Annotated in this window: 16 protein-coding genes; 7 read left to right on the top strand and 9 right to left on the bottom strand. The window is 72.1% G+C overall.

Annotation, left to right across the window (positions count from 1 at the left end; translation table 11 throughout):
• Positions 1-178: 178 nt before the first annotated feature.
• Positions 179-442 carry a hypothetical protein gene (locus tag ABZS66_RS39450; protein ID WP_354766994.1) on the top strand — a complete coding sequence of 88 codons (264 nt, stop codon included), beginning with the start codon at positions 179-181 and terminating at the stop codon, positions 440-442.
• A gap of 25 nt (positions 443-467) precedes the next feature.
• Positions 468-1,037: an OsmC family protein gene (locus ABZS66_RS39445; protein WP_354766992.1), complete on the top strand. Its 570-nt coding sequence runs from the start codon at positions 468-470 to the stop codon at positions 1,035-1,037.
• Between the two features lie 3 nt (positions 1,038-1,040).
• Here the strand turns inward: ABZS66_RS39445 and ABZS66_RS39440 are convergent, their stop codons facing one another.
• Genes ABZS66_RS39440 through ABZS66_RS39415 form a run of 6 tightly spaced genes read right to left on the bottom strand, consistent with a single transcriptional unit; the run spans position 1,041 to position 7,346 of the window.
• A complete protein-coding gene (locus tag ABZS66_RS39440) occupies positions 1,041-2,210 on the bottom strand; it encodes a M20 family metallopeptidase (RefSeq protein ID WP_354766990.1) in 1,170 nt (389 codons plus the stop codon).
• Positions 2,197-2,559 (bottom strand): DeoR family transcriptional regulator, encoded by a 363-nt coding sequence (locus ABZS66_RS39435; protein ID WP_354766988.1) that lies wholly within the window; start codon positions 2,557-2,559, stop codon positions 2,197-2,199. Before ABZS66_RS39435 ends, ABZS66_RS39440 begins: the two co-directional genes overlap by 14 nt.
• A gap of 7 nt (positions 2,560-2,566) precedes the next feature.
• Positions 2,567-4,060: a glycoside hydrolase family 36 protein gene (locus tag ABZS66_RS39430; protein ID WP_354766986.1), complete on the bottom strand. Its 1,494-nt coding sequence runs from the start codon at positions 4,058-4,060 to the stop codon at positions 2,567-2,569.
• Between the two features lie 51 nt (positions 4,061-4,111).
• Complete coding sequence (locus ABZS66_RS39425; protein WP_354766984.1) at positions 4,112-5,446, bottom strand: sugar ABC transporter substrate-binding protein; 1,335 nt, start codon at positions 5,444-5,446, stop codon at positions 4,112-4,114.
• 44 nt (positions 5,447-5,490) lie between these two features.
• Positions 5,491-6,372, bottom strand: a complete 882-nt coding sequence (locus ABZS66_RS39420; protein WP_354766982.1) for a carbohydrate ABC transporter permease — start codon at positions 6,370-6,372, stop codon at positions 5,491-5,493.
• A 26-nt stretch (positions 6,373-6,398) separates the two neighbouring features.
• Positions 6,399-7,346, bottom strand: coding sequence for a sugar ABC transporter permease (locus tag ABZS66_RS39415; protein WP_354766998.1), 948 nt, complete (start codon positions 7,344-7,346; stop codon positions 6,399-6,401).
• Between the two features lie 150 nt (positions 7,347-7,496).
• On the opposite strand from ABZS66_RS39415, the gene ABZS66_RS39410 reads away from it, so the two are divergent.
• The 3 genes from ABZS66_RS39410 to ABZS66_RS39400 all read left to right on the top strand — a co-directional run bounded on the left by ABZS66_RS39410 (position 7,497) and on the right by ABZS66_RS39400 (position 13,610).
• A complete protein-coding gene (locus ABZS66_RS39410) occupies positions 7,497-9,824 on the top strand; it encodes a fibronectin type III domain-containing protein (RefSeq protein WP_354766980.1) in 2,328 nt (775 codons plus the stop codon).
• A 7-nt stretch (positions 9,825-9,831) separates the two neighbouring features.
• A complete protein-coding gene (locus tag ABZS66_RS39405) occupies positions 9,832-12,333 on the top strand; it encodes a DUF4832 domain-containing protein (RefSeq protein ID WP_354766978.1) in 2,502 nt (833 codons plus the stop codon).
• Between the two features lie 107 nt (positions 12,334-12,440).
• Positions 12,441-13,610, top strand: coding sequence for an ROK family protein (locus ABZS66_RS39400; protein ID WP_354766976.1), 1,170 nt, complete (start codon positions 12,441-12,443; stop codon positions 13,608-13,610).
• An 18-nt stretch (positions 13,611-13,628) separates the two neighbouring features.
• Here the strand turns inward: ABZS66_RS39400 and ABZS66_RS39395 are convergent, their stop codons facing one another.
• Both ABZS66_RS39395 and ABZS66_RS39390 read right to left on the bottom strand, forming a co-directional pair.
• Positions 13,629-14,711 carry a hypothetical protein gene (locus tag ABZS66_RS39395; RefSeq protein ID WP_354766974.1) on the bottom strand — a complete coding sequence of 361 codons (1,083 nt, stop codon included), beginning with the start codon at positions 14,709-14,711 and terminating at the stop codon, positions 13,629-13,631.
• 133 nt (positions 14,712-14,844) lie between these two features.
• On the bottom strand, positions 14,845-15,813 hold the full coding sequence (locus tag ABZS66_RS39390) for an NADP-dependent oxidoreductase (RefSeq protein ID WP_354766972.1): 969 nt from the start codon (positions 15,811-15,813) through the stop codon (positions 14,845-14,847).
• 81 nt (positions 15,814-15,894) lie between these two features.
• Here ABZS66_RS39390 and ABZS66_RS39385 point away from each other — a divergent pair, with 81 nt between their 5' ends.
• Positions 15,895-16,479, top strand: coding sequence for a helix-turn-helix domain-containing protein (locus tag ABZS66_RS39385; RefSeq protein WP_354766996.1), 585 nt, complete (start codon positions 15,895-15,897; stop codon positions 16,477-16,479).
• Between the two features lie 67 nt (positions 16,480-16,546).
• Positions 16,547-17,557, top strand: a complete 1,011-nt coding sequence (locus ABZS66_RS39380) for a glycoside hydrolase family 5 protein (protein WP_354766970.1) — start codon at positions 16,547-16,549, stop codon at positions 17,555-17,557.
• Here the strand turns inward: ABZS66_RS39380 and ABZS66_RS39375 are convergent.
• Positions 17,538-19,025: a glycosyltransferase family 2 protein gene (locus ABZS66_RS39375; protein ID WP_354766969.1), complete on the bottom strand. Its 1,488-nt coding sequence runs from the start codon at positions 19,023-19,025 to the stop codon at positions 17,538-17,540. The two genes, ABZS66_RS39380 and ABZS66_RS39375, sit on opposite strands and share 20 nt — an antisense overlap.
• Positions 19,026-19,457 lie beyond the last annotated feature (432 nt).

Here is a 19,457-nt window from a genome sequence, read left to right as displayed (position 1 = left end):
CTTTATAAACTGACACCCCCCCCCCATAAAAAAACACCCACACATAAAAACGCTCCCCCACCCCCCCCCTCTACCCATCCCCCCCCCCACGGCCATCCCGCCCACCCCCAACGGGCGCCGCGCGCCCCACGGCCCCGGCTGGGCGCTCGTCGGCGACGCCGCCTACCACCGCGACGCGGTGACCGGCCACGGCATCAGCGACGCGTACCGCGACGCCGAGCTGCTGGCCGGCGCCCTCGACGCGGCGCTGCGCGGCACGGCCGGCGAGCAGGCCGCGCTGGCCGGCTACCGGCACCGCCACGAACTCGCTTTGCGCGAGCTGTTCGACCTGACCCTCGCAATGGTCGCGTACCCGCCCGTGCCGCGCTTCGTCGAGCTGCAGAAGCGGCTCGCCGTGGCGATCGACACGGCGGCGGCCGACCTGCTCACCCTGTCCCGCTGACTGATCCGACCCGAAAGGACCCGACATGTCCACCGCACTCAACGACTCCACCCGCAACGGCGTCGACACGGCCACCCTGTTCGCCACGATCGACGCGGTGAAGGCCGCACCGCAGGCCGCCCGGTTCCAGTTCCGGGCGCACAACGAGTGGCTCAGCGGCACCCACAGCCGCAGCAGCATCCACGACTACTTCGGCGTCGGCGACGAACGTGAGCACGAGCGGACGTTCACGTTCGACGCCGACCACCCGGTCGTGCTGGTCGGGCGGGACAACGGCCCCACGCCGGTCGAGTACGTGCTGCACGCCCTCGCCGCCTGCCTCACCGCCGGCCTGGCCAACATCGCCGCGGCCCGCGGCATCCGGCTCACCGAGGTCCGCTCGACCGTGTCCGGCGACATCGACCTCAACGGCATCCTCGGGCTCGACCCGGCCGTCCGCAACGGCTACCAGGGCATCACGGTCCGGTTCACGGTCAAGGGCGACGCCCCGGCCGAGGACCTGCGCCGCCTGGTCGAGCAGTCGCAGGCCCGCTCCGCGGTGCTCGACGTCATCACCAACCAGGTCCCCGTCACCGTCGAGGTCACCACCGGCTGACGGCTACCCCCGCGTCAGGCGGCGCGCCGCCAGCTCGGCGAGCAGGACCGCGCCGTCGTAGAGGACGCCGTCGTCGAACAGTGCCCGCGGCGAGTGGTTGCTCGGCAGGACCGTGTGGTCGTCGCCGGCGGCGGCGCTCAGGAACAGGTAGGCGCCCGGCACGCGCTGGAGCACCCGGGAGAAGTCCTCGGACCCCGCATCCGGGTGCTCCATGTGCTGGAACCGCTCGGCACCGAACAGGTCGCGGACGGTGTCGGCCACGAACTCGTACGAAGCGGTGTCGTTGACCGTCGCCGGGTACTCCGTCTCGAAGCGCACCTCGGCCCGCAGCCCGTGGGCGGCGGCGATGCCCTCGCACACCCGCACCGAGTCGCGGGCCACCTGCTCGGCCGCGGCGGTGCTGAACGTGCGGATCGTAGCCTCGAAGACCGCCTCATCGGGGATGATGTTGCGCAGTGTGCCCGCGTGGAAGCTGCCGACCGTGACCACGACCGGCTCGAACGGGCTGAACCGGCGGCCCACCATCGTCTGCAGCGCGGTCACCATCTCGCAGGCGGCCGGGATCGGGTCGAGGGCGTCCTGCGGGGCCGAGCCGTGCCCGCCCGCGCCGACGACCCGCACGAACAGCCCCGCGGCGGCCGACATCAGCGGGCCGGGGCGGCTGGCGAACACGCCGCGCGGGAAGTCGGCCGACGTCACGTGCAGGCCGTAGGCGAAGTCGGCGGGCCGGCCGGCGGCGTCGAGCACCCCCTCGTCGATCATCAGCCCGGCGCCGTCGTGGCCCTCCTCGCCCGGCTGGAACATGAAGACCACGTCGCCGGCCAGCTCCGCGCGCCGCGCGGCGAGCAGCCGCGCCGCCCCGACCAGCCCCGCCGTGTGCAGGTCGTGGCCGCAGGCGTGCATCACGCCCGGGACCGTGGAGGCGAACGGCACGTCGGCGGCCTCGTGCACCGGCAGCGCGTCCATGTCGCCGCGCAGCAGCACGACCGGCCCGGGGGCTCCCCCACGCAGCACCGCCGTCACCGACGACAGGCCCGTGCCGGTGCTCACCTCCAGCGGCAGGCCGTCCAGCGCGGCGAGCACCCGTCGCTGGGTCGCCGGCAGGTCGAGGCCGATCTCCGGGTGGCGGTGCAGCTCGCGCCGCAGCTCGACAAGATCCTCACGCAGTCCCATTCGCCGAAGGGTACCGGCGCATCCGTTCGCAGGCCTGCAGCGCCTGGTGCAGCGCCTGCTCGGCGGCGGTGAGGTCGTGCCGGTCGAGGGCGCTGCGGACCCGGACCAGGCAGGCGGCCACCAGGCGGGCGTCGCCGCGGGTCGGCTGCGGCCGGGTCGCGCCGCCGCGGATCCGGGTCAGCGCGCCGGAGCCGGCCAGCCGGGCCAGATCCCGCTGGGTGGTGGCCAGCGACGCTCCCGTCGCGTCGCTGACCTCGGTGACCGTCACGTACTCGCGCTGGGCCAGCAGTTCGAGGATCCGCCGGTGCCGGACGGCCGGCAGCATCGGCGCCTCGTGGGGAGCGACCATGGGAGCCTCACGAGATGGGGTACAGCTGGTCGCCCGTGCCGGTCGCCACCGCCGGGCCGAAGTCGACCTCGCGGCCGTCGACGGTGTACCGGTAGCGGTCCAGCCGGCGGATCACGGGGGTGGTGTCGAGGTACTCGCGCAGGTCCTCCAGCTCGGCCGGGGTCAGCCAGCTCGGCGGGTCGGAGACAGCCCGGAAGCCGCAGACGTCGGCGAGGTCGCGCAGCCACCGCAGCTGCTGGCCGGTGAGCAGGTTGAGCTTGCTGCGGAAGTAGACGACGTCCGGGTCGACCTGCAGGAGCGGCGACTGCCACAGCCGGTGGACGCTGTTGACGACGGCGTTGCGGGCGGTGGCGTCGGACGGGTCGACCGAGGCGTAGTTGTCCCACATCGGGGCCACGTCGGGGCCGCTGCGCAGGCCGTCGAGCAGGCCGAGCGAGGGCAGCAGGATCGCGCCGGAGCCGAGCAGGTAGACGTCGTCGCCGGCGACCTCGCGGATGAGGGCGAGCCCGTCGCGGTACACCTGCTCGCGGTGGCGCCCCGGGAGGTGGGCGGCCGCGGCGTTGATGAAGTCGAGCTTGAGGTACCGGAAACCCCAGTCGTGCACGACGGTCCGGATCAGGTCGGCGACGTGGTCCCGCGCGGCCGGCAGGGTGAGGTCGAGCGCGTAGTAGGGGCCGCCCCAGTTGTAGCCGGCGACGACGGGCGCACCGGAGGCCGAGCGCAGCAGCAGCTCCGGGCGCTCGGTGGCCAGCCGCGAGCCGGGCAGCGCGATGAACGGGGCGAGCCACAGCCCGGGGGTGAAGCCGGCGTCGGCGATGCGGTCGGCGAGACTGCGCATGCCGCTGGGGAACTTCGCGTTGGGCTCCCAGTCGCCGACCTTCTCCTCCCAGCCGTCGTCGATCTGCACGACGTCGAACGGCAGCCCGGCCAGGTCGGCGACGTCCTTGGCGAGCTGGGCCTCGGTGATGTTCTCGTAGTAGGCGTACCAGCTGCACCAGACGTTGCCGGCCCGGCGGCCGCGCACGCCGAACCGCTCGGCGAGCCGGTCGGCGTAGGCGGCGAACACGTCCTGCTCGGCGCCGTGGGCGAGGAACCAGTCGGCCCCGCCGGTCGCGTACCAGCCGGTGAGCGTGTCGCGGTCGGCGACGAGCCGCGGGGTGTCCAGGCCCAGCGCGCCGAGCAGGAGCGTGGAGCCGTCGGCGCCGTGCAGCGCGGCGACCGCCGACGAGTGGTGCCGGGACGGGTCGTCGAACGCGGGGTCGTCCGCGGTGACGAGCCGGGCCGGGTTCGGCACACGCAGCGGAGGTTGGCTCAGCGGCCGCCAGCCGCAGGGACTCCACGAGTTCTGCCCGTGCCGGTAGAACGATGCGTCGTCGAGTCCGTGCAGGACCGCGACCCGGCCCGGGGGCAGCAGGACGCCGCCGGGGACCGGCCGCGGTGCGCCCTGGCCGGAGTGCTGGAGGGCGAACGAGCGTCCGCCGAGCTCCACGAGCTGTGCCATGGTTCTCCTTCGCAGGCGGTGGGGGTGCCCCCGGCACCCCCACCAGGTGGTCTACTTGAACAGGGCGTTGACCTGGTCGTTGGCCTTCTTCAGCGCGTCGGCCGGGGCGGCCTGGCCGAGGGCGACCGACTGGATGGCGTCCTGCACGATCTGGCTGACCTCGTTGCCGTGGTCGCTGATCGGCAGGAAGAACGTCCCGCCGGGCGCCGCGGCCTCGTCGGTGAAGACGTGCACGTCCCGGCCGGCCGCCTTGTGGGCGGCGAGGGCCTTCTCGGCGCCGGACTTGATGGCGGGGAACACGACCGCCTTCTCGCCGACGATGTCCTGGCAGGCGGACGAGCCGAGGAACTTCACCCAGGCCCACGCCTGGTCCGGGTGCTTGGTGCCGGCGTAGATCGCGTCGGACAGGCCGTTGATGGCGGTCTTGCGCCCCTGCGGGCCGGTGGGCAGCGGCGCGAAGGCGTACTGCTGCTTGGCGCCCGTGCCGAGGTACGAGCTGATGGTCCAGGAGCCGACGATGGTGAACGCGGCCCCGCCGGCGTCCATCACGGCGTCGCGGCCGAGGGTGGACTGCTTGTCGAACTTCGGCGCCCAGCCCTTGTCGATGAGCTTCTTGAACCAGGCGATGGTCTCGGCCAGCTTGGGGTCGTCGAACTTGTACTTCGTGCCCCACGGGTTCTTGTCGAGGTACGTGAAGCCGTTGCTCACGGCCAGGTCACCCCAGCCGTTCTGGCCCTGCGAGCCGTCGGCCCACTCCGGCAGGAAGCCGTAGACCTTGACGTTGTTCTTGTCGAAGGCCGGGTCGAGGCCGTTGCGGCCCTGCGCGTCGACGGACGCCTTGGCGATCGCCTGCTCGAACGTGCCGCCGTCGGCCGGGTTCCAGGTGAGCTTGTCCAGGCCGGCGGCGTCGGTGACGAGCTTGGTGTTGTAGACGACGGCCATGGTGTCCCAGTCCTTCGGCAGGCCGTAGCGCTTGCCGTCCTTGACGAACAGGTCGGCCAGGCCACCCGCGTACTGCGAGAGGTCCACCTTGTCGCGGTCGACGTACGGCTGGATGTCGAGGATCTGGTTGCTGGAGACGAACTGCGGATAGTACGACGCGTGGTCGGTCCAGACGTCGGGCGCGGCGCCGGCGGCCAGCTGGGTGGTGAGGTTCTGCCAGTACTGCGCCCACGCGGTCTGCGTGAACTTGATGGTGACGCCGGGGTTGGCCTTGGTGAACTCGTCGGCGCAGGCCTGGTAGGCCGGCTGCTGCTTGTCGTCCCAGAGCCAGTAGTTGAGCACGACGTTGCCACCGTCCTCGCCGGACTCGCCCGAGCAGGCGGCGAGCGGCAGGGCGAGCGCCGCGACGGTCAGCGCCGCCGCGGAACGGAGTCGTCTGGACATCGGGTTCCCTTTCACGGATTTGGGCAGGGGTGTCACGGGGGGTGTCATTTGATGCCGGTGAAGTTCAGCGACTGCACCAGCCGCTTGCCGAGGAAGATCAGCAACAGGAGGACGGGCAGGACGGACAGCGTCGAGCCGGCCATGAGGCCGGTCCAGTCCGGCCGGGTGTTGGGTGACTGCTGGAGGAACACGCCGAGCGCCACGGTGAGCACCCGGTTCTCCTCGCCGCGGCCGACGAGCAGCGGCCAGAGGTAGTCCTTCCACGCCCATACCGAGGTGGTGAGCGCGATGGTGATGAGCGGCCCGCGGCTCATCGGCACGATGACCCGCCAGAAGATGCCCCACCGGCCGGCCCCGTCGATGACCGCCGCCTCCTCGACCTCCCGGGGCACGGACAGGAAGAACTGGCGCAGGAAGAACACGGCGAACGGCGTCATGAGCAGCGACGGCGCGACCATGCCGGCGAAGGTGTTGATCAGGCCGAGGTTCTTGACCAGGGCGAAGTTGGGCAGCAGCGTGAAGATCGGCGGCACCATGAGCGCCGCGATCATGACCCCGAAGAGGAGGTCACGACCGGGGAAGCGCAGGCGGGCGAAGGCGTAGCCGGCCATGGCGCAGCAGAACGTCTGCACGACCGCGATGAGCCCGCTGTAGATGAGGGAGTTGACGGTGTACCGCCAAAAGTTGATCTTCGCCCCGGAACCACCGGCGGCCCGCGCGGTCTCGTCGTCGACGAAGCCGAGGACGCGCCAGAAGTTGATCATCGTCGGGTGCTGGGGCACGAGGCCGGTGCTGTCGGTGTAGAGGTCGGCGGCGGGCGTAATCGCGGTACGGACCATCCAGTAGAACGGCAGGATCGTGACGGCGAGGAACACGACCAGGACGGTCCAGGCCAGCAGCCGGCCGGGCGTCAGGCGGCGGGACATGTGACGGCCCTTCAAGTGGGATCGGATCACGAGAGGTCGGAACGTGAGGCGCGCAGCAGCCACATCTGCACGGCGGTGAGCACACCGAGGATCAGCACCAGCACCATGGCGACCGCCGCGGCGTAGCCCATGTGGAAGTACGAGAAGGCCTGCTGGTAGATGTAGAAGTAGATGACCCGGGCGGCGCCGACCGGCACGAAGCGGTCGCTGACGGCGACGGTGTCGAAGATCTGGAACGAGCCGATCAGCGACACGACGAGCACCAGGGCGAGGATCGGGCGCAGCAGCGGCAGCGTGATCCGGCGGAACATCCGCAGCTCGCCGGCGCCGTCCAGGGCGGCGCTCTCGTAGAGGTGCTGCGGGATCTGCAGCATGCCGGCGTAGAGCAGCAGCGCGGTGTAGCCGGTGTAGGCCCAGGTGTTGACGAGCGCGATGGTCGGCAACGCCTGGCCGGGCGAGGTGAAGAAGCCCTGGCTGTCCAGGCCGGCCGCGGTGAGCAGGTGGTTGACGAAGCCGAGGTTGGAGTCGAGCATCCACATCCACAGCAGGGCGACGGTCACGTTGGGCACCAGCCACGGCAGCAGCAGCGTGGCCCGCAGCACGACCGACCGCGTGAGCCGGTGCATGAGCGCGGCGATGACGAGCGCGAGCAGCGTCTGCGAGCCGATGTTGAGCAGCACGTACCAGGCGGTGAGGCGCAGCGACTTCCAGAACTGCTCGTCGGTGACGAGCTTGGCGTAGTTGTCGCCACCGACGTACGACGGGGTGTTGAGCAGGCTGTAGTCGGTGAACGAGTACCAGACGCCGCGGATCGTCGGGTACAGGTAGAACACCGCGAAGCCGGCGAGCACGGGCAGCAGGAACAGCCACGCGACCCGGCGGTCGTCGCGATGGCGGCGACGCGGACCGGCGACGGGCGGCCCGCCGGGCGGGTCCGGTGCGAGCGGCGCGGTCACCGCCACGGAGTTACGCATCGTCACGATCCGGCCTCGTTTCATCGATCGACCGCTGTCGAATTTTGCGTCTTGCGGCCGGGGGTGGACGGCCGCTAATAATGATGAAGCTCAGGGAAAGTTTGTCAACACCTCTTCGTATCAGGCATCCAACTTCCCGGAGGTCCATCCATGCGCACCGCCCCGCGGCGGCGCCGCCTCGCGCTCGCCGCCGCACTCTGCACGGTCGCCGCCAGTGCCGTGCTCGCCCTGGCGCCACCCGGCGCCCTCGCCGCTCCCGCGGGCCCGCCGGCCCGCCCGGCCGTGCCGGGCAGCCCCGGCCCGTCGCTCACCGACCACCCGCTGACCGCCGCCCCCAGCCCGCTCGACAACCCGCTGAAGGGCTTCGCCCGGTTCTACTTTCCCGGCGACAACCAGAGCCTCGGTTACCCACGGTCACTGGCCTGGAGCTACTTCGGCCTCTCCGAGGTGATGACCAGCGCCGGCAACTGCGCGGCCTACGACTGGTCCATCGTGGACAACGCGCTGAACGAGATCGCCTCGTACGGCAACCAGGCCGCCATCCGCTTCTACCTGGAGTACCCCGGCGGCACCGGCAGCCACCCGGGCAACGCGATCCCGCACTGCTTCGACGGCCACGTCACCTACCGCACCAACACGTTCTGGGGCACCACCTCGCCCGACTACGACAGCCCCTACCTGCTCAGCGCGCTCACGAACTTCATCGCCGCGTTCGGCGCCCGCTACGACGGCGACCCGCGCATCGGCTTCATCAACCTCGGCATCGTCGGCCTGTGGGGCGAGTGGCACACGTGGCCGTTCGACACCGACACCGCCGACGGCTACCCGAACCTGATGCCGACCGACGCGCACGGGGCGCAGATCGTCCAGGCCTTCGACACCGCGTTCAACACGACGAAGCTGGAGATCCGCTACCCCGACTCGGCCGGCGGCGCCGCCAACGCCCGCCGGATCGGCTACCACGACGACTCGTTCTGCTACCGGGAGGGCTCGCCGCTGGCCGGCGTGACCCTGCCACAGTCGATGGGCGGCGCGAGCTACTCGCAGCTGCAGCGCGCGCTGAACATGGGCGTGGAGAACAAGTGGGTCACCGACTCGATGGGCGGCGAGGTCCGCCCCGAGATCCAGAGCTCCGCGTTCACCGCGTGGCCCGGCGGCTCCGGCCAGGTCGACAACATGAAGGCCTGCATCGAGCTCGAGCACACCACGTGGAAGATCAACCAGACCAGCCAGAGCTACGCCGCGTCGGACCCGAACGTCGCGGCCGCGGTGCGGCTCATGGGCTACGACCTCACCGCCACCCACGCCTACTTCACGAACACCGCCTCCGGCAGCGCGACCGTCGGCGTCACGATCGTCAACAACGGCGTCGCCCCGTTCTACTACCCGTGGACGATGACGCTCGGGCTGAAGAACTCGGCCGGCACGGTGGTGAAGACCTGGGACACGCCGTGGGACCTGCGGACCGTGCAGCCGCTGAAGATCCGGGCGTTCCCGGACTGGGGTGTCGGCGTCGACCCCACCTACCGGGACTTCGGCTACCCGCAGTACTTCCAGTCGAGCGTCAGCCTGGCCGGCGTGGCCTCCGGCTCGTACCAGCTCGTCCTGCGGGTGAAGAACCCCCTGGAGGCCCTCAGCCCGGCCGCGAAGAAGCTCCGCTTCGGCAACGCCACCCAGAACGCCGACGGGTGGCTCGGCCTCGGCGCCATGAGCGTCGGCACCGGCGGCGGCACCGACACGACAGCGCCGTCGGCCCCGACCGGGCTGGCTTCGCCGGCGAAGACGTCCTCGAGCGTGTCGCTGACGTGGAATGCGTCGACCGACAACGTCGGCGTCACCGGCTACCGCGTGCTGCGCGGCGGCACGCAGGTCGGCACCACGGCGACGACGTCGTACACCGACAGCGGCCTCACCGCGTCGACCGCCTACACGTACACCGTGCAGGCCTACGACGCGGCGGGCAACACCTCGGCCGCGTCGGCCCCGCTGACCGTCACGACCTCCACCCAGTCCACGCCCGGCCTGGTGCTCGACGACTTCGACGGCTCGCCGGCCTACCCGTCTGCGGCGCAGAACGACCTCGGGAAGTGGACCGGCGGCAACTGCTTCCTCAACGGCAGCGGCAGCGGCGCCGTGACCGGCGGCGCACTCACCCTCCAGTACAACAACTGCGGCTGGTTCGGCAGCGACGTCGGCACCGACCTGACCGGCTACACCTACCTGGTCGTCCGCATCAAGGGCGCATCGGGTGGCGAGCAGGCCCACTTCAACCTGGGCCTCGGCGGCACCACGAAAGTGTTCGGCGACTTCACCCTCGACGGTGGCGCGCATCCGGTCATCACCACCGCCTACCAGGACATCAGGATCCCGTTGGTCGCCAACGGCATCAGCCGCAACAGCCCGGCCCAGCTCGCCATGGGCTTCTGGTACGGCGGCAACAGCAGCATCACCATCGACGGCTTCTCCTTCACGAACTGAGGTTCCGTTGAGACGGACAATTGCCGCGGCGGCCGCGCTGGCCCTCGCACTCACCGGCGCACCGAGCGCCTTCGCCGACGCGCCGACCACGACCGTGACCTTCACCGCCGACACCGCGACCGTGTTCACCAACCCGGAGCGCGGCTTCCACAACCGGTACGAGATCGTCAACGACGTATCGGTCAACGACTACGCGAGCAACACCATCCCCGGCTTCAACCCCGACATGCTCGACCGCACGTTCGCCCGGGCCCACGCGGCCGGGAACACGCTCGTCCACAGCTACGTCCACCTCGACAAGTACCAGACGAGCGACCTGCCGCCGGCCCTGCTCGACAACCTCGGGACCGGCCTGGCCGCGATCCGGGCCCAGGGCATGAAGATCGTGCTGCGGTTCGCCTACGTCTGGGACGGGTACTCCGCGGTTACCGAGCCGCAGATGGAGCGGCACCTCGACCAGCTGGCCCCGGTGCTGGCGGCGAACGCCGACGTCATCATGCACATCGAGGGCGGGTTCTTCGGGGCGTGGGGCGAGTGGCACTCCAGCCCCTACACGGCCTCCTCGGAGGAGAGCCAGGCGCCCGTGCGGTACCGCCTGGTGAAGAAGCTGCTCAGCAGCACGCCGGCGACGATCCCGATCGCCGTGCGGTACCCCATCTTCAACTACGAGTTCGCCCAGCGCACCACGCCGCCGCCCGGCTGCCCGCTGCCGGACAACTGCCTGATGACCACCCAGGACTTCGACCGGCTCGGCTTCCACGACGACTGCTTCCTGGCCGACTCGGCCGACATGGGCACGTACGACCAGAACTCCTGGCTGGGCTGGTTCGACGTGGCCACGAAGAAGCAGTGGGTGTACGACATGGCGACGTCCACCGGCGGCAACAAGCTCGTCGGCGGGGAGACCTGCAACTCGAGCGGCGCCAACGACGCCGCCGGGGTCAACGCCCAGTTCGAGCTGTCGCACCAGCACTGGACCGAGATCAACGAGGACTACGCCCCGGTCAACATCGACATCTGGAAGGCGGCGCAGCTGCCGGCGTCCGGCGCCGACCCGGCCGAGACGCTGTTCCACCGGGTCGAGCGCAAGCTCGGCTACCGGCTGCGCCTCACCGACGCCACCTGGACCGCGCAGGCCACCGCCGGCGCGCCGTTCACCTTCGCCGCCCACCTGGCCAACGACGGCTACGCGGGCATCGTGAAGGCCCGCCCGGTGTTCCTGGTCTTCGACAACGGCACGAACCGCTACGACGTCCCGCTCACCGGCCTCGACCCGCGCACCTGGCGGCCGGGCGCCTCCGTCGTGCCGACCCGGACGGTCACACTGCCGGCCATGGCGGCCGGCACGTACAAGCTCGCGCTCTGGCTGCCCGACCAGGCGAGCGGCCTGCGGGCGAACCCGGCCTACTCGGTCCGGCTGGCCAACACGGGCCTCTGGGACGCGGCCAAGGGGTACAACGTGCTGACGCCGGCCATCACGGTCGGCTCGTGCACCGCGGACTGCGTGGCACCGACGGCCCCGGCGGTGACGGTCACCGGGTCGACGTCGTCGTCCGTGTCGCTGTCCTGGAGCGGCGCGACCGACAACGTCGGGGTGACCGGCTACGCGGTCTACCGTGACGGCGTCCTGCGCACGACGGTCACCGGCACCTCGTACACCGACACCGCCGTGCCGGCCGGGTCGCACACCTACACCGTGCGGGCCCGCGACGCGGCCGGGAACGAATCGGCGGCGAGCAACGCGGTGACGGTCGGCGTCGGCTGCACCGACTGCGCGGCGCCGTCCACGCCGGGCGGCCTGGCGGTCACGGCGACGACACCGACGTCGATCGCGCTGTCGTGGACCGCCTCGACCGACAACGTCGGCGTCACGGGCTACCAGGTGTACCGCGACGGCGTCCTGCGCACGACGGTGACCGGCACGTCGTACACCGACACCGGCCTGGCGGCCGGCTCGTACACGTACACCGTCAGGGCCCGGGACGCGGCCGGCAACCTCTCCCCGGCATCGGCGCCGGTGACCGCGGCGACCGCGCCCCCGACGCCGCCGGGGCTGGTCCTCGACGACTTCGACGGCTCGCCGGCCTACCCGTCAGCCGCCCAGAACGACCTCGGCAAGTGGACCGGCGGCAACTGCTTCCTCAACGGCAGCGGCAGCGGCGCCGTCACCGGCGGAGCGCTCACCCTGCAGTACAACAACTGCGGCTGGTTCGGCAGCGACGTCGGCACCGACCTGACCGGCTACACCTACCTCGTCGTCCGCATCAAGGGCGCGGTGGGTGGCGAGCAGACTCACTTCAACCTCGGCCTCGGCGGCACCACGAAGGTCTTCGGCGACTACACCCTCGACGGCGGCGCACACCCCGTCATCACCACCGCCTACCAGGAGGTACGCATCCCGCTCGCCGCCAACGGCATCAACCGGGCCAGTCCCGCCCAGCTCGCCATGGGCTTCTGGTTCGGCGGCAACAGCGCCATCACGATCGACAGCATCTCGTTCAGCAACTGAAACCCCACGTCCCGGCGCCGCGGTCGCGCGGCGCCGGGACTTGCGCTCCTCCGGGGAGTTTGTAAACATCATAGCAATATTACGTTCACCGACCCGAAGGGCAGACCGTGACAGACCAGGTCATCGCCGGCACCGACCTGTCGCGGCTGCGGGAGCTGAACTCGTTGACGGTGGTCCGGGCGCTGCGCGACCAGCCGCCGACCACGGTCACCGAGCTGGCCAACCTGACCGGGCTGTCCCGCCCCGCGGTCGACGTGATCGCGCAGGGCCTGGTCAGCAGCGGCTGGGCGACGGTCGTCGAGCCCGGCGGGAGCAGCACGGTCGGCCGGCCGGCCCGGCGGTACCGCTTCCGGGCCACCGCCGGCCACGTCATCGGCGTCGACGTCGGCGCCCACAAGATCCTGGTGCTGCTGGCCGACCTCGACGGCAACGTCGTGCACACGGCGCGGTGCGCGGTCGCCGCGGACGCCGACCCGGCCGAGCGGCTCGCCGCCCTCGACCAGGTCCTCGCCGCGACCCTGGAGGAGTCCGGCAAGGACCCGGCCGACATCTGGGCGGTCACCGTCGGCGTCACCGGCCCGGTCGACGCCTCCGGGAAGACCACGCTGTTCACCCCGCTGCCCGGCTGGCGGACGGTCGACCTCGCGGCCCACCTGAGCGACCGCTTCACCTGCCCGATCATCGTCGAGAACGACTGCAAGCTGGCCGCCCTCGCCGAGCGCTGGCAGGGCGCGGCCCGCGACGCGAACGACATCGTGTTCCTGCTCGCCGGCATGCGCCTGGGCGCCGGCCTCATCATCGACGGCGTCCTGCGCCGCGGCTACGGCGGCGCCGCGGGCGAGATCGGCGCCCTGAAGGCCGTCCGCTGGCTGACCGCCCCGGCGCACCTGCAGAGCTGCCCCGGCGTCCCGACCACGGTGAGCCCGGACGACGCCGCGGCCTGGGTCTTCAACGCGGCCCGGGCCGGCAACCGCGACGCCCGCACGGCGGTGAGCCGCTACGTGAAGGACCTGGCGATCGGCACCGCGGCCCTGGTCCTGGCCCTGGACCCGCAGGTCGTGGTCTACGGCGGCGGCTTCTCCCGCTCCGCGGACCTGGTCCTGGAGCCGCTGCACCGCGAGCTGCAGAAGCTGTGCCTGCGCGTGCCGGACGTGCGGGCCTCGACCCTGGGCGCCGACAGCGTGGCCCTGGGCGCCCTGCGCCTGGCCCTGAACGAGGTCGACCAGCGCCTGTTCACGGTCGGCCTGAGCGCCCCGGTCGCCCCGCGGCGCGACTAGCGGGTCACCAGCAGATGTTCAGTAGCCGATCGCGGTGGCCGCCACGTCGCGGAGGTACGAGGCGTCAGGCGCGGTCAGGTACAGGTCCGGGAGGTCACGGGGCGACTCGCGGCACAGGATGCCGTACAGGGTCACCGCGTCGAGATAGATCGCGGTCTGGTTGGGGTGCTTGCCGTCGGGGGCGATGAGGTAGGCCGTGCCGCGGTCGGCGATGACGGTCTCGAACGCGTCGCCGATCGGCGCGAGCAGGTTCGGGGTGTCCAGGGTGGCCGACAGGGCGGCCGACAGGGCGGCGTAGGTGGCGTCGATCGCGGCTTTCGCGGCGTCCCGGGTCGGGAACGGGGACGGGTCGACCAGGGCCCAGTTCTTGAACAGCACGACCCGGCCGCCCGGCTTCAGCGTGCGGGCGAACATCGGGGCGTACGCGTCGAGCAGCGTGGCCGTCGCGGCGGACGGGTCGGTCGCCACCAGCGTGCTGTACTCCTGGAGCACGATGGCGTCGTATTGGCGGTCGCCGTTGAGGGCCGTCCGCACGGCCGCGTCGTCCAGGTGCCGGCGCAGCGTGTAGCCGGAGTGGATGACCTCGGTGGCGTGCAGCGTGCGGCCCGTGGCCGACGCCAGGTGGCGCACCAGGGCCGGCGTGTTCTCGCCGGAGGCGTCGGCCACGGTACCGAGCAGGCTGTTGCCCACGAACAGCACGTCGACGGCCGGCGGCGCGGCCGGGCCGACCGTGAAGCGGACCGAGTACGCGGGGCCCGAGCCCGCCCGGGCGGTCAGGGTGTGCGCGCCGGGCGCGGCCGGCAGCGGGACGGACGGCGCCGCGGTGGGCGCCCCGCCGTCCAGGGTGAGGGTCACGCCGCCGGGACGGGCACCGGCGGCGAGGTCGGCCCGCAGGCTGACGCCGGCCAGCCGGGACGGGTCGACGACGGTGCCGCCGGTGAGCGGGCTCAGCCCCAGGACCGGCCGGCCGGTCGCGTCGTTGACCAGCGACACGCCGCGGACGACCCGGCCGTCGCTCGCTGCGACACGGGGCGCCGCCCAGGCCAGCACGGCGGCGATCGCGAGGACGGCGGCGATCGCCAGCCGGTGACGGTAGGGCACGGTGCGGTGACTCCTCGAACATGACGACCCGGTGGTGCCCGCCCAGGGTGGGCACCACCGCGCACCGTGTCAATCGCGGGCGCCCGCGACTCCTCCGAACCGCCGCCAGGTCGACCCGGGCGGCGGACAGGGCCTATGTCGTCACGACGAGCTTGCCGGTCGTGTGCCGGCGGGCGAAGTCGACGCAGGCCTGCGGGCCCTGGTCCAGGGTGTACCGGCGGCCGATCGTCGCCGGCAGGCCGCCGCCCGCGGCCAGGTCCGCCACCTCGCGCATGCCGCCGAGCGCGCCGTCCATGTCGAGCACGAACCGCAGGTCGACGTCGGGCCGGCCGAGCCAGCCGGGCTCCGGCACCGGGAAGGTGATGGTGAGCACGCGGCCGCCGGGGCGCACGGCGGCGGCCACGCCCTGGAGACGGTCGCTCGGCAGGGTCAGGTTGAACGCGGCGTCGACGCCCGCCGGGTAGCCGGACTCCGCGTAGCCGATCGTCTCGGCGGCGCCCAGCGCCTGCAGGACGTCCGCGTCGGCGTCGGTGGCGGTCGCGACCACCCGCGCACCGGCCGCGGCGAGCAGCGGGACGACCGCGGTGCCGACGCCGCCGGTGGCCCCGACGACCAGGACCGTCTCGCCGGGCCGCACGCCGGCGGTGGCCATGAGCGCCCGGGCGGTGAGCCCGACGGTCGGCAGGGCGGCCGCCTCCTCGACGCCGAGCCCGGCCGGGCGGTGGGCCAGGAACGGGGTGTCGGCCTCGAACACGGCGAACTCGGCGAGCGATCCGGTGCTCAGCGACGGCCGGGTCGCGCCGGCCATCGCGCGCAGCGCCCGGGGTATCGCCTGACCGAAGATCTCGTCGCCGACCCGGAACGCCGTCACGCCGGGGCCGGTCTCGCTCACCGTGCCGGCGAAGTCGTTGCCCGGCACGTGCGGGAACGGCAGCGGCATCGCATCGCGAAACTCGCCGCTGGGCAGGCGGACGTCGGCCGGGTTGATCGAGGCGGCGGCGATGCGCACCTGGATCTGGCCCGGGCCGGGCCGTGGCTGTGGCACGTCGCCCACCGTGTACTCCTCCGGCGGGCCGTAGCCGGTCACGACGACTGCTTTCATGTAAGCCTCCAAGAAGCGGACCGTGCGGTCACATTAGAGCTAAGCGGACCGCGCGGTCAACTTGCTATCGTGACGCCCGTGATGCGTGCCGACGCCGCCCGCAACCGGCGGCTGCTACTCGCGGCCGCCGCCGACGAGTTCGCCGAGCGGGGGCTGGACGCCTCGGTCGCCGACATCGCCCGGCGGGCCGGGCTCGGCAAGGGGACCGTGTTCCGGCACTTCCCGACCAAGGACGACCTGCTGGCAGCGATCGTGCTCGACCGCATCGACGAGCTTGTCGCGGCCGGCGAACGCCTCCTGGCACACGACGACGCGGGCGCCGCGCTGCTGGAGTTCCTCACCGTTGCCGCGCACCAGCGCCAGCAGCGCGACCTGTCGTTCCTGCACGAGGCGGGCGGGCAGAGCCCGGACGTGGTCCGGGCCCGCGAGCGGATGGACAGCACCGTCGCCCGGCTCGTCGAGCGGGCCCGCGGGCAGGGCGCCGTGCGGGCCGACGTCACCGGCACCGACGTGGTGCTGCTGATGTGCGCGCCCAACTACGTCACGAGCTACGTGCCGGACGCCCCGCCCGACCTGTGGCGGCGATACCTCGCGATCATCTTCGACGGACTGCGCCCGCAGGGCGCCCATCCGCTGCCGCATCCACCACCGGATGCGTCCCTGTAAGGGTGGATTTGCGGGTGAACGCCGGTAGTCTCGTCCGAACGCCGGCCGCCCGACCCCTAGGGAGATCATGAGGAAGTCCGCCGTGCTCGTGGGAGTGCTCGCCGTGTTCGCCTTCGCAGCCGCCTTCGCCTGGTCCGACAAGTCGCCCGACAGGTCCCCGCAGTCCACCGCACAACCCGCCGCCAGGAAGCTCGGCCTGCACGTCCAGGGCCGCGACGTCGTGGAGGCCGGCGGGACCCCGTTCGTGATGCGCGGGATCAGCCACCCGTACGCCTGGATGAAGGACCAGCAGCAGGCGTTCGCCGACGTCAAGCGGCTCGGCGCCAACACGGTCCGGGTGGTGCTCACCAGCCAGGTGGGCGCGGGCGAGGTGGCCGACGTCATCGCGACCTGCAAGCAGCAGCGGCTCATCTGCGTGCTGGAGAACCACGACACCACCGGCTACGGCGACCAGGCCGGCGCCGCGACGCTCGACAAGGTGGCCGACTGGTGGGCCGGGCTGCGCGACGTGCTCGCCGGCCAGGAGGACTACGTCGTCGTCAACATCGGCAACGAGCCGTACGGCAACAGCGGTACCGGCGAATGGACCTCGGCGACCAGGGCGGCGATCGGCAAGCTGCGCGCCGCCGGGCTGCGCCACCTGCTCATGGCCGACGCGCCGAACTGGGGCCAGGACTGGTCCGGCGTCATGCGGGACAACGCCGCGTCGGTGCTGGCCGGCGACCCCCTGCACAACACGGTGTTCTCGGTGCACATGTACGGCGTGTACGGCACCGCCGAGAAGGTCACCACCTACCTCGACGCCTTCCGGCAGAAGGGCCTGCCGCTGGTCGTCGGCGAGTTCGGCTGGAAGCACACCGACGGCGCCGTCGCCGACGAGGCCATCATGCGGGCCGCGCAGGAGCGCGGGATCGGCTACCTGGGCTGGTCGTGGAGCGGCAACAGCGGCGGCGTGGAGTACCTCGACGCGGCCACCGCCTTCGACGCCGGGAAGCTGACGGACTGGGGCCGGCGCCTCTTCGCCGGCATCAAGGAGACCGCGCGGGAGGCCACCGTCTTCACGACGGCTTCGCGATGACCTGGAAGCGGTTCTCCGTGCGGCGGGCGAACTTGAGGAACCCGCGCAGTCCGGGGATGCCCTCCATGAGCCCGAAGAACGGGATGAGCAGCAGCACGACCGGCGGCTCCCACCAGCGCCGCCGGTCGTGGGCCGACACGGTGGCGTTGATGCGCAGGCCCTCCCAGTACATCCAGATGGTGTAGGCCATGTTCAGCGCCCACAGCGGGATGACGAGCAGGGTCTCCGGTGACGTGTTCGGGTCCGCGACGAGCAGGCCGATGAGCAGCACGACGCCGACGTTCTGGAACGGGCCGACGACCCACGACAGCACCGAGTAGGCCAGCAGCAGGCGGTTGCGCCGCTGGAGCGAGCGGTTGAACACCAGCGCCGCCAGGCCCCACGACCAGCGCTCGCGCTGGCGGAAGAAGTCGCGGACGCCGGCCGGGGACGCGCCGTAGCACCGGCCGGCGAACCAGCCGCTGCGGCCCGGGTAGCGGTCGCTGAACAGCAGCGCGAACTGGGCGTCCTCGACCAGGCTGCGCGGGCCGAAGTCCCAGCCGATGGTCGCCTCGACCGAGGCCCGCACGAGCAGCAGCTCGCCGTGCACCCCGGCCCGGGGCGTGCCGCTGCCCGTCCAGGCGGAGAACCGCCCCACGTCCTCGGCCGGGCGGACCGCGTCGGCGAGCCAGGTGAGCCGGTTGACCGCGTACTCGCGCGGATAGGTGAGCATGCCCTGGGCCAGGTGCTTGGCCCGGTCGCCGGCGGTCGCCTGCTCCTCGACGAAGCGGGCCATGGCCACGGCGGTGTCGGGGCCGACCCCGGTGTCGTCGTCCATGTGCAGGACCCACACGTCGTCGCGGGCCTCGCCCTCGTACAGCCGCAGCTCGTGCGCGTAGTGCGTGGCGCGCGCCTTGAACCGGGTGCCGTTCGCTGTGCGGTACCGCCGGGGCACCACCACCAGCCGGATCAGCTCGCTCCCGGCGGCGAGCGCCGCGATGCGGTCCGCCGCCTCGCACCCCTCGTCGATGACGACGTCCACCCGCATGCGCGGAAAGCAGCGGGGCAGGTAGGCGACGTAGGAGCGGACCGAGCGTTCGAGGGCGGGATAGGTGTCGTGCCGCCCGATGGTCGGCACGACCACGACAAGCCGATAGTTCGTCACGGGCGTGCCGCGCCCGGACCACCGCGCCGCCGACGCGCGCATCGCCCGGCGGGTCCGCCGCAGGCCCACGATGCCGGTGAGCGTGGTGAAGATGGGCCAGGTCCACAGGATCGTCAACGGCCAGCCGAGCCGCCCGCCGTAGCGGCCGGTGAACCAGAAGTCGCTGGCCAGGATGATCAGATAGGAGATGATGAGCGGCCAGTACGACGGCCGCCAGCGGGCCATGCGCCGATGCACGGTCTGCCGCTCGGACGCGGCGACCGCGGGCGCGTACCGGACGGCTGCCGGCGGCAGCCCGGCGTCCCACTCAGGAGTTCCTGCCACGGTGGGGCTCCCTGCGTCGTCGGGGGATGTCGCGGGGTTGTGGCTTGGCGGCAGCGGATCTACCCGCCGACGGCCCGGCCATGCCAGCGGCCGGGCCGTCAGCTGGTCACGTCGGCCGAGTCGACGGTCACGCCGACTCGGCCGACGCCGTGGTGCCGGCGATCGTCGGCGACGCGGCCGGGGAGCTGTTCGACCGGCTGGCGGCGTTCGGCGGCGCGGCCACCGTCCCCGACGCGGAGGCGGCCACGCCCCGGCCTGGCTGCTGGACGGGCTCACCGGGTCGCCCGGCACCAGCCCCGGACGGCGAGGTGCCGCACGCCATGGGCGAGGCGGCCACCGAGCGGCCCGCGGCATCGGCCGACCGCCGCCGGGTCCGGCGGGCCGTGGCGCTGCACTACCTCGGCTTGGTGCAGACAGCCGGCCGCGCCGACG

Source organism: Dactylosporangium sp. NPDC005572, assembly GCF_040605515.1.
In the GTDB taxonomy this organism is placed as follows: Bacteria; Actinomycetota; Actinomycetes; order Mycobacteriales; family Micromonosporaceae; genus Dactylosporangium.
The sequence above is the reverse complement of the archived record's forward strand: the minus strand, read 5'-3'. Positions and strand labels throughout refer to the sequence as shown.

Bases quoted from the DNA above. Each gene is read 5' to 3' on its own strand.
- ABZS66_RS39420 (WP_354766982.1), bottom strand. From the start codon at position 6,372: ATGTCCCGCCGCCTGACGCCCGGCCGGCTGCTGGCCTGGACCGTCCTG.
- ABZS66_RS39445 (WP_354766992.1), top strand. From the start codon at position 468: ATGTCCACCGCACTCAACGACTCCACCCGCAACGGCGTCGACACGGCC.
- ABZS66_RS39435 (WP_354766988.1), bottom strand. From the start codon at position 2,559: ATGGTCGCTCCCCACGAGGCGCCGATGCTGCCGGCCGTCCGGCACCGG.
- ABZS66_RS39425 (WP_354766984.1), bottom strand. From the start codon at position 5,446: ATGTCCAGACGACTCCGTTCCGCGGCGGCGCTGACCGTCGCGGCGCTC.
- ABZS66_RS39410 (WP_354766980.1), top strand. From the start codon at position 7,497: ATGCGCACCGCCCCGCGGCGGCGCCGCCTCGCGCTCGCCGCCGCACTC.
- ABZS66_RS39390 (WP_354766972.1), bottom strand. From the start codon at position 15,813: ATGAAAGCAGTCGTCGTGACCGGCTACGGCCCGCCGGAGGAGTACACG.
- ABZS66_RS39415 (WP_354766998.1), bottom strand. From the start codon at position 7,346: ATGCGTAACTCCGTGGCGGTGACCGCGCCGCTCGCACCGGACCCGCCC.
- ABZS66_RS39385 (WP_354766996.1), top strand. From the start codon at position 15,895: ATGCGTGCCGACGCCGCCCGCAACCGGCGGCTGCTACTCGCGGCCGCC.
- ABZS66_RS39440 (WP_354766990.1), bottom strand. From the start codon at position 2,210: ATGGGACTGCGTGAGGATCTTGTCGAGCTGCGGCGCGAGCTGCACCGC.
- ABZS66_RS39380 (WP_354766970.1), top strand. From the start codon at position 16,547: ATGAGGAAGTCCGCCGTGCTCGTGGGAGTGCTCGCCGTGTTCGCCTTC.
- ABZS66_RS39430 (WP_354766986.1), bottom strand. From the start codon at position 4,060: ATGGCACAGCTCGTGGAGCTCGGCGGACGCTCGTTCGCCCTCCAGCAC.